Source organism: Arcanobacterium pluranimalium (genome assembly GCF_016907845.1).
GTDB classification, from domain to species: Bacteria; Actinomycetota; Actinomycetes; order Actinomycetales; family Actinomycetaceae; genus Arcanobacterium_A; species Arcanobacterium_A pluranimalium.
In genome coordinates this window covers 207330-221274 of the sequence record NZ_JAFBCS010000001.1, presented here as the reverse complement: position 1 = coordinate 221274, position 13945 = coordinate 207330, and the positions used below count along the sequence as shown (strand labels likewise).

4 protein-coding genes are annotated in these 13945 nt (G+C 51.9%); 3 read left to right on the top strand and 1 reads right to left on the bottom strand.

From position 1 onward, the window contains the following. Window positions 1-79: 79 nt before the first annotated feature. The 3 genes from JOD55_RS00880 to JOD55_RS00870 all read left to right on the top strand — a co-directional run bounded on the left by JOD55_RS00880 (window position 80) and on the right by JOD55_RS00870 (window position 13081). The gene (locus JOD55_RS00880) at window positions 80-547 is read left to right on the top strand and encodes a PaaI family thioesterase (RefSeq protein ID WP_204397818.1); all 468 of its coding nucleotides are present in this window, start codon (window positions 80-82) and stop codon (window positions 545-547) included. A gap of 536 nt (window positions 548-1083) precedes the next feature. Continuing rightward, window positions 1084-11202, top strand: a complete 10119-nt coding sequence (locus JOD55_RS00875; RefSeq protein WP_204397816.1) for an SdrD B-like domain-containing protein — start codon at window positions 1084-1086, stop codon at window positions 11200-11202. Between the two features lie 475 nt (window positions 11203-11677). Beyond that, window positions 11678-13081 carry an ATP-binding protein gene (locus tag JOD55_RS00870; protein WP_204397814.1) on the top strand — a complete coding sequence of 468 codons (1404 nt, stop codon included), beginning with the start codon at window positions 11678-11680 and terminating at the stop codon, window positions 13079-13081. A gap of 279 nt (window positions 13082-13360) precedes the next feature. On the opposite strand, the gene JOD55_RS00865 is transcribed toward JOD55_RS00870, so the two are convergent. Further along, window positions 13361-13942 (bottom strand): nucleoside/nucleotide kinase family protein, encoded by a 582-nt coding sequence (locus tag JOD55_RS00865; RefSeq protein WP_204397812.1) that lies wholly within the window; start codon window positions 13940-13942, stop codon window positions 13361-13363. Between the last annotated feature and the right edge of the window lie 3 nt (window positions 13943-13945).

The following is a 13945-nucleotide window of genomic DNA, read 5'->3' as shown; positions in this document are numbered from 1 at the left end:
ATCCTCCATGCGCGCAACTACCCGGTGTGGACGTATGCTGTATTAGGATCATCGAAAATATTTCAGGCAGAGGTAGGAAATGAACCTTGAAGATATTTTGGCCACCACCGCAAATCCGCAGGAAAGAGCCGCGTTTTTTGCTGCGCTTCCTGACGTCACGGCCGAATTGGGTGAAATGTGCGGTTCGGACGTGGTCTCTCAAGGCCTGCGCGCGCATCTCGTTGGCGCTGACCTGATGGTCTGCTCTTTGCCTGTAGACGGAAACCGCCAGTTCATGGGCTTGATGAACGGCGGGTCGACTGCTTTACTTGGTGAAACAACAGGTTCGTCCGCTGCCGTGCTTGCGTCCCCAGAGGGGAAGACGGCGGTGGGTATCTCTATCACGGTAAACCACCATCTTCCTGCAAAAGAGGGGCGCGCCTATTGCGTGGCGACGAAAGTAAGCCAGACGTCATCATTCATCACTTACAATTTTCTTTTCTTCCGCCATGACGGGAAGCTCTCTGCGTCAGGAAATCACACCTGCGCGATCATCGATAAGCGTTAAGCCGTAGAACTCCACAAACCTTAAAGATCCACAAACCCTAGACGTCAACAAACCTTGGACGTCCACACGTTTTGGGGCGCTTTTGTAAACATCTCTACATATATCGAGATGTTTACAAAAGCGCCCCAAAAGTAACGATCCTCCGCGTGACCTCATGCCGTGTTACCTTATGCCACGCCGGCATCCCCCAACGCGCAATGCCTCCGCCGACGCACCAATACCCCATATCCAAGCACCCACCCAACACGTCGCCCAGCACCCACACACCCAACCAACGCCCCCACAACCCCTCATCCTCGCCCCACCCACACCCAACCAACCCCTAAAATGTGACCCCCGCACCAAAATTTTTATTAATACAATTATTGTTGAACATTCAGCCATTTTCTTGATACCCTGAGTCTTGATATATGTATTTGCCCTAGTTTTATTGGTTTGATTGATTGTTACTGACGAGGAAGGGTAAATACGCTAACCACGCAGATGCAAGCTTGAGGGTGTCAAGTATTGCACCGTGATCCTGTGAGAGGGATTGGATGTTAAAGCGAATCACCGGGCAGATCTCTGCCAAGTTTTTAGCCCTGATTGTGTCATTGTTATTATTGTTTCCCGTTGGCATGGCGCAGGGCGTTGGCACGAATGGTGCTATTGACCTCCTTGCCGGCGTGAAGCCTGCAGGAACCTCAACGAAAGAAGTTGTGGGTGGAGCGCAAGCGGCTGGCCTAGGCGAACTGGTCGAAGTTTCGGCCACCGCATCGTTCCCTAAAGCCGTTGAGCAGCGTGAATATGTGCGTCCGGATGGCTCGTTCGACGCCACTACTTTCGTGCACCTTAACGTCTCTGGCCTCGAGAACTGGCAGAATCTACAGCTTTTCGTCAACGATAAGCCTGTTGCTGCGGTGATGGCTGATCCGGCTGCTTCCACAGCGCCGGGGTCAACGGTGCACCCGTGGAATGCTTCGAGCTGGGTCATTCAAAATCTTGGCACTGCCACCGATCCCGATTATGTAGCTTACGCGCCACTCGGTGCTGTGGCTGGTCTTGAAGCTGGCGGCACGGTGAAGTTCGCTGTTTCTGGCGTGGTTCCAACCACCGCGAAGCCAGGTAGCGTTATTGATGTCTCCTCCATTGTGGCTGGTTATGCTTCTGGCACGGAGACTTTTGTGGCTTCTCCTGAGGTGGGCAAGGTCGGCGTGGCTGATCCGAAGCTTGCTGTCTCGAAGTCAGCTACCCCTGCTGACTCTGTGGCTCCCGGCTCTACTGTGACTTACAACGTGAACGTCTCCACTTCTGGTGGTTCTGCTTTTGGCGTGCAGGTCGTTGACACTCTTCCTGCTGGTGTCACGGTCGTGAACGCTGGCGGCGGCAAGTTTGATGCTGCTGCGAATACGCTTACTTTTGCTATGGGTGATTTGGCTTCTGGTGGTTCGCGTCAGGTTACCTATTCGGTCAAGGTTGGCGATAGCGCTTCTGGTGTTTTAGCGAATACGGCCACGGCGTCTGGTTACGCTGCTCCTGAGGTTGCGGGTGTGTCTCGGGTTGCGTTGAAGAGCGTGAGTGCGACGGCGAGTGTGTCGGTTACTGGTAAGCAGCCAAGTATTTCGGTTTCGTCTGCTTCTGATCTGGTGCGCAATGGTGGAGACGTCGATTATATGATTGACGTTCTTGTGCCTGCTGGTACTACTCTGAATGAAACTACTGTGATGGCCGCATTGCCGCAGGGCACGCAAGCTATTGGTAAATGGCATCTTTGGACGCGCTCGGTGACCATTGGTGATGGCACTACTCAAACTCCGTTGAGCTATGAGCAGTTGAGTGCTGTTGACTTGGGCTCTGTAAGGAATATGGGCTGGTATTTTGCTGCTCCTATTGCGCCGGCTGCTACGGATCGCCATATCCAGATCAAGGTCACCTTCGACGTTTTCGGTAATGCGGGCGATCAAGTGGTGCTTCCGGTAGCGTTGGGTGCTAACCCTGCTCCTATTTTGGGTCAAGCTAAGCCGGATCCGCGTGCGTGGCCAGACTACACCTACAATGCAAAGGCGAGCGATCCGGTGACGATCGGTTCGATTATTATTGAGTCGGTGCCGGTAGAACCTGCTACTACGTGGGTTCCGGAGCGAAATAGTGCCACGCCGAAGAAGATTGCTTTTAAGGTAACTAATAAGGGCAACTTGCCGGCCACAGAATTGGCTTTACGGCGAAGTGCTGATGCTGAACCGTTTATTAGATTTACAAGTGATCGCACCACAGATGCAACGCTTGTTCCAAACCCTCGGGTGAAAGAAACCTATGTTACTGGGCATTCTGCCTGGTTCTATATAATCGATTCCCTAGCTCCAGGTGAGACGGTTACGATCGAGCGTAATCTTGATGCGCCGATCAACAATACTTATATTGGGCACGAGGATAAGAATCTGGTCAATTTCTGGCTTGAACCGCAGTGGTACGGGCCATATGGTAATGGAGCTGTTTCTCTTCAAGATAATTTGCCGTACCAGCGGATTTTCTCAAAAGAAGCAGTAACAATTAGCTATCCAAAGCTCACATTTGATGCTCAAATTGAGGGTAGCTCCACCTTTGCCACCATCGACCACCCCACGTTCACCTATTTGGTGACGAACCCTGGCGATGCGCCGATGTATGATCCGGTGATTAACCTTAAATGGTCTGGAACGGCTGGTGACTGGGGTCAAAACCACTCTATTACTGCAAAGTTACCTAATGGCACCACCGTAGCGGGAGCTATCACGTATAACGGCGCCGGCAATCCGACGACGGTCAAATTTAATGGAGTAAGGATTGGTCCAGGCGAGACGCTCACTGTAACGGATCTTGTTGGCACTAATACTTTCGTTCCAGGTGGCTGGACCCTCGATGCCGACGTGAACGCCGCTGATAGCTTCGGAGCCCGTTACATTGGGAGCACAAACCAGTATTGGCTCACGGGTCAAGACTCGCTGTCGGGCACGATTGGTAAGGTCACGCTGGTAGCGTCCAAGCTCCCTACTGATACTAATCATGGCACGATTGTGTCTGGTAAGACCTCCGAATATGCGTTGACTATTCGAAATTCCGGCACAGTAGATGCAACGAATGTGAGCATTTCTGATTCTTTGCCGGCACATTTGACGTATGCGGAAAGCCTCATGACGGGCGGAGTGCCGCAGGTGAACGTGCGCGGCACGTCTGCCGTGCCGACTGTCTCCTTGGTGAGCGGTTCAACTACTGCTAAGAAATGGCTGATTTCCTCTATTCCTGCGGGAACTTCGGTCACGTTGACGATCCCGGTTCAACATGATGGTTCTACTCCAGTAGCCAATGAGGTGGCGGCATCTAATTCGGTTGTGGAATCTGCTTATGATCCGGCACAGACCGTAACTGGCTATCTGGATGTGTTGCCGTTTGTAATCCGCCCGTCGGTGGTGAAAACTGCTGATAAAACGCATGTGATCCCAGGCGATACCATCACTTATACAGTGGATATAACTTTGCCTGCTGGGCAAACTGAAACGCAGTATGGGTTATCGCTGATCGATAAGCTGCCACGTGGAGTGAAGCTCGTATCTCAAAGTGATCTCTCTGTGGTAGCTGGTGCGCAAGTTGTGGCGCAGAAGATGACCACAACCGATAATGCTGTGAATGGCATCAGCACTATCGGTTGGAATCTCGGCACCTGGCAGGCTAATGCTCCGGTGAGCACGGTCTTGCGTGGCACGTATACCGTTCAGGTAGATAAGTATTACACGGGCAGCTCAGAACTGCTAACGCCACCAACGGGAACGATCGTCACGGAGCTGTCCCTCGATAAACTCGGTGGAAATCTTGTGAACTCTGCTGGTATGTGGTGGTCGAGCGATTCGGCATTCACAGCGCCAGCTGCTGCACCAGAAGTGGCTAACCTTGCTGGTTACACTGGGCGCAGTGAGTTTGCGGTTGCAAAAGTGAATGTTGATTCTCCTGATTTGACTGTAACTAAGACGGTTGATGCGCAGGTATGGGATCCAGGTGATACTGCTACGTTCACTGTGAAGATCACAAATAAGGGTGATCTGGCGGCAACGAATGTGCTTGCTCACGATGATCTCGGTAGCAGCTCAGGCACAGGTTACAAGCTCACTGACGTAGCAGTTGCGTCGGTCACTGGTGGTACCGCTACGGTGGCAAACGGAAAGATCTCTATTGCTGCTGATTCGATTCCTGCCGGTGGAACGCTGACGCTGGTGTACACGGCGAAAATGCCGGTATCGGGTGACCTCAAGGCAACTTATATCAATGGTACTCCAGTCCATGCCAAGGTAGTGAACCAGGTGACGATCGATTCGTTCACCGCTCCAAATATGGCACTGGCGTGGACGAACCCAATCACCGCGAGCGTAACCACCTACGTGCGCGCACCGTATTATTGGACCTACGATGTGAACATTGAACAGTGCCAATCGGGGCTTACCAAGGGTCAAGCTGCAGGCTTGAGTTTCACTGCAACGATAGGAAATCACAACTTTGGTGCATCGATGTCACCTCAGCAGGGTACAGCCTATGATTCGGTGATGACTTTACAAATCCCGATCGGTATTTCCGTTACCTCGGTATACGTTGGGTCGCCATTGAATAAGACGTTCCAGGTGGCAGATGTGCTGGTATCTGGTGATGGTTCCACTACTAAGCAGACCTTGAAGATTCCATTAGGTGATGTGCCTACAAATGCCAATGTAAGTATCCAGGTTGCTGGTGTTGCAGCGAAGGATATTACTGCTTATGGTTTTGAGCAGGCGAGCTTCCACCTCACCTGGAAAGATTCTCTAGGTTCCGTCAACTATGGTGCAAACGTAGGAACTCCCGTGGCATATGTAATGGACGGGTGGTCGTCGTGCTACAAGTCCATGCCAAACCTCAATACTACGTATGGCCCACAGACTGCGAAGCCAGGAGCTACTGTTACATTCAACGGCACTTTCATGAGCAATATGTTTAATGTGTCTGGTAACGGTACGTTTGTTGACACTTTCCCTGCCGATGTTACCTATGTGCCAGGTTCTGCAAACTTGGTGGATACGAGCACCGGAAAGACCTTAGTGATCGGCACCGACGTAACAGAAACGATCACTACTGTTGGCACCGGCGTTGATGCGTACCAGGTTGTAACGTGGAAAATTCTGCCTGATCTTCCAGAGAAATCCGCTATCACAATAGCTGTAAACGCTGTTGTTGATGCAGATGCGAAAGTGGCAAACACTGTTTATAACAATATGAGTGTGTACTACGATTCCATGAAGCAATTCTGGAGCGATGGCACATTGCGTGGGCAAAGTGCGCTGTATATTCTCGATCCGAAGAGTATTAAGCTCGACGGAAATATCACGCCAAATGAGGTGATCGCTGGTCAACCTGCCAAAGCAGAACTGATCCTCACCGTACCCGCAATGGACAAGCTCACGGACGTAGCTTGGAATGTAAGTACTGAAGGTGACTATTTCCAGGCAGGAACACCCACCCTGGAGTGTGTAAGTAACTGTAGCGATATTCCGAACCTGCCGCGAAGCCTCTCATGGTACACCGATACAAATTACAACGTGGTAAAAGCCCCCGGATCTACTGGAATGCTTTACACAAGCATTAAATTCAACAATATTCCAATCACTGCTACGGAACGCGTATTCAAATTGAGTTACGATTATGTTTCACGCGATCCTAATTCAGTGGCAAATGGTTGGACCCCACATGATGGAAGTTTCAATTCGTGGGCGGCTCATTACGTTGCTGGCGCGTTGAACTCTCAGTCGACTAAATTCGCATATATCATCTCAGAAGCCGCTGAACCTGTGGTCGGTGCGCAGTGTAGCCCGTCAGTGGTTGGGCCGGTACAGGCTGGTGGCGCTCCAAACGTCACCTGTACCTATACGGTGACGAACCCATCTATTAAAGCAACCATTAACTCGTATACCTTGGTTGCGGATCCACGTGAGCAAAGCGTGCAACAGTACCCAGGTGCTCAGTCCACCATCGGCTGGAAAGTTGTGGACGCTGGCACCGGCACGGCAGGATCGGATGCTACTGTGCGCTGGAATGATGTGACTCCACTCAAACCAGGAGAGTCGCGCAGCTACACGGTGAAATACATCGTTGATGGTATTTCTCAAGCGCAACCCGTTGATTACTATGGAAATAAGGTATATCAGCCGGCTACAGTAGATGTGCGAGTGACCGATTGGGTGCTGTATTCCCCCGGTTCCTTACTCGGGCAATATGCGATCAGCCGCACCTGGGATCAATCGGCGAATAATGTGAATCCGGTGATCAACTTTGCGGTGCCAAGCTTAAGTATCCAGCAAGGCGCAATTATGCCTTTGAGTCGGGATATTTCGCGCCCAAATGATTCAGAGCGCAATCCGTATGGCTTTGAAATCGATAGACGAGAGCATCATTTCCAGGATCTGTATACAGAATTATCACGTTACCCTGAAATGTATCCCGGAAATGAGAATGGAAACTCTTCCTACCGACCTGCTGTTGAACCAGAAGCGATGATGGTGACGCCGGGTAAAGCCTTTACAATGGCCACAGCTATCGATGTAGCTGGCGCTTCGTTGATGAATTCGATGCAGATTACTGCCAAGTTACCGGCTGGATTTACGTACGTTCCAGGTTCAGCTCATCTAATTGACCCAATAGACAGTTATTCAGGTTCATATGGTCTTGGGAAAAACTCGGCGGGGCAGTATATCGAGTTGCGTTCCGGCAATGTCGTGCCTGCATTCAAAGATCCAACAGTCGGTGCGGCGGTAAAGACTACCTGTACGAGCGATCATACTGATCCAAGCGATCTGGCATCGGTGAATACAGGCGGAGAAGCGTTGAGCTGGCAGCTTACTCCAGCTGATCTGCTTATGGATCCATATTACAACCAGTTTGCCGCAGATATCTCTCATAAGATTCTTATTTACGATGTGATGCCGGCACCGTCTTTAGCTGATTGTGTGAATAATAACTCCTACGTGTGGGATCATTGGAGCACCTTCAAAGATTTTCTCACTCAGGGGGGCGCTGATCCAAGCGGCATTGATTATTCCCAGATCAAATTGCGGGTGACTGCTTTCACTACAGAAGCAAATGGCTCCATGGAGTTGCTGGATCGCCCTGGCGACCCAATGCTCGCCTCAGATACGGATAATGTGACGATTTCTGATCCACTCAATGTGAATTCTGGCCCAGATGATGCCCCAGTGAAAGCTGGCTCAGCTGCTGCTGCCTTTGAAGTCACTGCCTCTTATTCAGCTGGTAATATCTCTCCAGATTTGACGATTATCGATACGATAGACGGTGCTGCTAATTACAAGCCAGGTACGGCGACAGCTATCGATGCTAAAGGCACGGTGGTGGCACTGACCGAAGAAATTATCTCCCAAACTGCCACCCAAACGGTAGTGAAATGGACTATTAAAGGAACCACGGATCAGAATAAACGCACCTATCAAGGTACTGGTGGAGAGAACGCACTTAGTGGCAATCCTGCGCCTGTAGTGACGTTAGTTCCTTCATCAGTGAAGATCAGAATCCCAGTGGAGATTCCGACTTCCACGCCTGAAGGCACCAAAGTGACCAATACTGCTCAAGTAACTTCACATGAATTCACCTCTCCTCTAGGCGCGCTCAATTATATGGTGCCTTGGTATGCGTTAATGCTTAATGATCAACCAGAACAGTACTACACCTATTCAATGATGCCATTCCGGGAGATCACTAAGACTGACGTTGGCTCACTTATTGTGCGCAACCCATCGGCACCTCCAGTGATCACTATGAAAGTTGATCCAACGGTGGCACCAGGTGGTACCTACACGGTGTCAGGCCCATTGGCTCTGCCAGCGAACCTGGCCTGGTCAAGCGCCTACGTGCTCTTCACGGTACCTGCCCGCGTGGAAGTAACCGATGCGAAGATTGATGTGTGTGAATCAGGCGCCAACTACTGCACCGATCTCGCTAAGCAGGTCAAACTGTGGGATCCGGTGAAGAACGCAGATGGCACCACCACCTACGGTTACTGGCTCGGTGATATCGGTGCATCTGGTGACGTGCGCACCTTGAGCAATACGTTCAAGCTCCACACCACGAATCCAGATGGCACCCCATCCGTGGTAGCAGGAGATCAACTCCCTGTGAAAGCCACCGTCTATTCCGACACGGACGCTGCCACCGGCACGGGCACCGCAGAAGTTGCGGCAAACCTGCTCGGTTCGCTCACCACAGGTGGAGGACTCCTGCCATCAGGCTTCGGTGCAAATACGCCAGCGCCTATCACAACTAAGGCCACGGTAACGCCACCTACGACGATACCTACCGCACCGCCGTCGTCCACCTACTTCCCGCCAGCCGTTTCGAATGGCGTGACTGTAGTTGGCGAACCGAAGTTGGCAATCACAAAGTCCACTCCGACTCCACAACCGGTAGCGCTCGGCGGACGCATCGACTATGTAGTCACAGTGACCAACAATGGCACCGCACCTGCATACGGTATTGCGTTGACCGACAAGGCCGATCAGAACCTCGTCAACGTATGGGTAGACGATCTTGGCGGCATGGTGCTGCGCAAGGGCTGGACGGCAGCCGCTCCGTGGATGGAACTGCGGGCGCCAGTCATTGATCCGGGTCAGACGCTTACCGTGACGTACCACGGTACGGTGTCCACCGCGATTGATCAGTCGGTCTCGATTGTGGATCACCTGACGAACACAGTGCAGCTAGGGGACTTCGCCTCACAGCCTGCCCCGTACCCAACCGGTACCCGGATTTACCCAGGCTCGACCGTTGGCACCCAAACCACCACGGTGAAGATCGCTGCACCAGGCGTGGCTATTGCAACCAACACCGGTGCTCAGTGCGACAACCCGGTAGCGATCGGTGCGCCAAACCAGACCATGCACTGGTGCTCAACCATCACGGTTTCGCCACAGTCGGCACTGAATAATGTGGTGCCTACAGTGAAATTGCCGTCCGGCTGGACTCCGGTTGCGGGATCCTACATGGTTTCGCAGGTAATGAACCCAGGTGACACACCAACGCTCACTCCGGTGACGCCGGTCTATGATGCGGCTACGCAGACGCTCACGTTCCCACAGCTCGCGTCCATGCCAGCTGGTTCCTCGTTGCGCTTCGTATTCGATGCAACGCCATCGACGAACGCTGAGGCACAAGGCACGATGGTTACCTCCGTAACTGCGAGCACGCCGTCGGGATTGAATATTTCCGACTCGCAACCGACCGCATACACGCTGGTAGGCACCGATCTGGGCGTAGTAAAGACGCCTGCGATGATCTCGCGTGGATTCACTGGCGCTGCTGGTGCGGACGTTGTGTGGAAGGTCGTTGTTTCTAACACCTCGTCTGTGGATCAGACCAACGTGCACGTGGTTGATACCCTCCCAGGTAAGACTGGCGTGGGCAATGTGACCATGAAGAACGTGGCCGTCGTGGCTGCGGGTGGGGCAAGCACTCCAGCTCCTGCAACGGTAACCGCCGGTGCAGACGGACGCGAAGTCCTCACCTGGGATATTGCTTCCTTGCCGGCTGGTAGCCAGGTAGAGTTCACGGTGACGGGTACAATCAGTGCGCTGACCACCACCGGCATCGATGTAGTGAACTGGACCAACGACGTTCAGGCAATGTCGAACCTCGTCACAACAGCAGTTGTGGCACAGGCGAAGTTCGAACTCCTGCGCGGCGCCACGATCGCCAACACGATCTGGGATGATCTGAACGGCAACGGCATCCAAGATGCAGGCGAGCCTGGTTTGGCTGGCGTGGAAGTTCAGCTCACCAAGGACGGCCAGGCCGTTACGGACGTGAACGGCAACCCTGTGTTGACGGCTGTTACAGATGCGGACGGTAACTACCGCTTCGCTGATCTGCTTGCAGGTACTTACCATGTGGCAGTTGTGCAACCTGCTGGCGTGACGCTCACCGATACGGGTAAGGGTACCGATAAGGCGCTCGACTCGGACGGAATCACATTCGATGTGACTGTGGCTAATGGCCAGGTAGAAAGCTCATTCGATACGGGCATGTACAAGCCTGGTAACGTGAGCGGCGTCGTCTGGAAAGATGCGAACGGCGACGGTATCCGTGACGCAAGCGAAGAAATTTTCGCGGGCGTAACGATCACCCTGCTCGACGGCACTGGAAAGCCGGTACTCGACGCTTCCGGTAATCCAGTGAGCGTAATCAGCGGTGCAGATGGTAGCTACACGCTCACTATTCCGCGCCCAGGCGATTACACGCTGGAGTTCAAGACTCCTGACGGATGGATGAGCGTGCCTGTTCATGCTGGAACCGATACTGCGATTGACTCAGACGGCCCGTTGGCTGGGCTGAGCGTGATCTCCGGTGCGAAGTTTGTGAACGTAGACGCCGGATTCAAGCCAGTACCAGTGCCACCAGCTCCGGTTGATCCGACGCCGACCCCGGTAAATCCAGCGCCTGTGCCGGTGCCTGTGGCTCCGACGCCAGTTCTGGAACCAGAGCAGCCGGCAGCTGAGGCTCCTGCAAAGGGTCTTGCCCGCACTGGTTCGCAAGTACTCGGTTCGGTGCTCGGCGCGATGATGATGGTTAGCGCTGGTATGGTGCTGGCTGCCCGCCGTCGTAAAGAAACCGAGGTGTGATAGTAGGCGCTGGGCGCTAGGGATAGCGCCGCGCTGGGCCTCATGCCAGACACCGGCTTGGACGTTAATCTGAGCTGGTAGATACTAAGCCGAGGAGGATTGCTGAGACGATCAGCAATCCTCCTTTGGCATGCAAAAGTAGTGTTTTGTTTGTTACCTGGGGAGCGTCGCTGTTAGTTGACGGTTGGTTGACGGTTGGGGAGAGCGGCTGTTGGTGGCGTTGGTTGGGGCGTTAGCTGTTGTTCATGGCTTGGTTGTTGTTAGTTCCCGTTGGCGAATGTGATTGTTATAGCTTATTTGGGGATGTATTAAGGCTCTGACCAGTGTTTTTGCGTCTACTATAAAGTACTATAAAGCAAAATGTTAGAGCACTTTATAGTAGCGTTAGAGCTTTGGTGAAATCGAGTAAACCTGCAGCTCAAAGGTGGTACTTAAAGTTAGCTCTAAAGTACTATAAAAATGTTATAGTTATAGCATGTTGCCATCTGATGTAGATAGGGCTTTGAGTCTCCCGAAAAATCAAATCGCTCAAGCGCTTAACGAAATTCCTGAAAATCAATGGTTTGAACGAAAAACAGGAGCTATTCAGCCGCCTCAGTTAGCGATTCCAATTGTTGCGATGGCTAACTCAGAGGGTGGAATTATCGTTGTTGGACTGCATGGTGGAAAAGTCGTTCCGGTGTCCGATAAAAGTAGCAACGACTTTCGTCAGGTTGCCTTAGACTACACCACTCCTACCGTTCGAGTTCAAGTTCAAGAGCTTATGCTGGACGAGGGGAGAATTCTTATTTTTCGTGTATCTCCCGGAGAGTATGTTTATGAGACAAACAAAGGTGAGTGTTTTCAACGTGTTGGTGACGAGTCGAGAAAACTAACTTATTCTCAGAGACAGCAACTGGAGTGGGATCGCGGGCCGCAGATATTTGATGGAGTAGCTGCACCAAATATTGACTTTGATGACTTAGATTTTGAGCAAATTGATCAATATCGTGCCGCTTTAGGGGCTACGGATATTAAAAGGGCGCTTCAAGCTCGAAATCTTCTTACTGTTGATGGAAAGGTGACTGTAGCAGGTTATCTGTTATTTGCGAAACAACCGCAAGTGCTCTATCCGAACGCGTGTGTGCGAGTGTTGAAATATACCGAGAATGAGCGTGGTGTGGGGCGCTATCAAAATTTGGAAGTTGGCGCAGATGTGCGTTGTGAAGGTTCTATCCCGCAGCAAATTCACGAGGCTGTTGCGGCTATTGAAAACTTTATTCCGAAAAAGCGTGCGTTGACCGAGGCGGGAGTTTTTGAAAACATACCAATTATTCCACGAGACGCTTGGCTCGAAGCCTTGATCAACGCCGTCGTGCATCGTTCGTATAGCATGGCTGGTGATTATTGCCGGGTGGAAATATTTCCAAATAGAATCGAAGTTACAAGTCCAGGCAGGTTTCCAGGGCAAGTAGATCCCTCAAATGCTGAAATGATTGTACGATATGCAAGAAATCCGAGGATTGCTCGTGTGTGTGCAGATTTGGGAATAACACAAGAACTTGGTGAGGGTATTCGACGTATTTTTTCTGAAATGCGTAGAGTTGGGCTATTGGATCCTCTGTATGTGCAATCTGCAGAAGCGGTGCGGCTGACTTTGCCTGCCACGCAAGCGGTGTCTCCAATTCTTGCAAATGAACTAGGCCCGACCAGTATGGAAATTCTCGATAAATTACGGTTGGCGCAACGTCCACTTGGAACTGGGCAAATCGTTGACCTTGTTGGAAAAGCGCGTCCTACGGTGATCCGCAACTTAAATCGATTGCGTGAGGCCGAATTGATTCGGTGGGAAGGCGAATCGCCTCAAGATCCGCGTGCGGTGTGGATTTTGATTCAGTAGTACAGGTTGGTGAGGGTCTTGCGTGGATATGGCTTTCGATGGGTGATGAATTGTTACATCCTTTTGAGTGTTATAGCTTATTTGGGGGTGTATTGAGGCTCTGACCAGTGTTTTTGCGTCTACTGTAAAGTACTATAAAGCAAAATGTTAGAGTACTTTATAGTAGCGTTAGAGCTTTGGTGGAATCGAGTAAACCTGCAGCTCAAAGGTGGTATATATCTATTACAGGAAGTTTTACTTCGCTTCTGTTGAATGTCTCGTTTTTGGGGTAAGAGTCGCTTAGCTTTGGTCGGTTGAGAGTCGAATATCAGCGATCTGCGTAACGTTGAAGTGTTCGTAAATGGCAGTCTCCTGATCCGCCCAAACCTGCCAATACTCCGACCAGTCATAGGAATCGCGCGCCTGTACGCGCTGCTTGCGCACCCGCGCGTCGGCCTCAACCCATACGGTGAAATCGCAACCGGTAGCTCCTGATCCGCAACCAGTTACAAGGTATAACGACGCCGGTGCCACCAGTTCCGCTGCGCGCCACACGTTCGCTTCCCAATCCCAACGGGAAGTTGTGACGCCGCTCGTATCGCGTAACTCGTGAATAAGTGCGCGCACTCGATCCACTGCACCAGCCAGATCAAACCAACCGGCGGCCCATTCTTCGACTTCAAAAATCGCGGTAGATATGCCAATTGTGTGAAAATCCGCCGCTAGTGTGTGTGCTAGCGTGGTCTTTCCGGAACCGCTGCGGCCATCTACGGCAACGAAAAAAGGCGTTGGCGTATAGCGCTCATGTTGGCGGCGCAGTTCATTAAACAACTCGTGATAGCGTGGCAGTTCTGGCCACTCCTCGGAAGGGATCTGATCCATAAA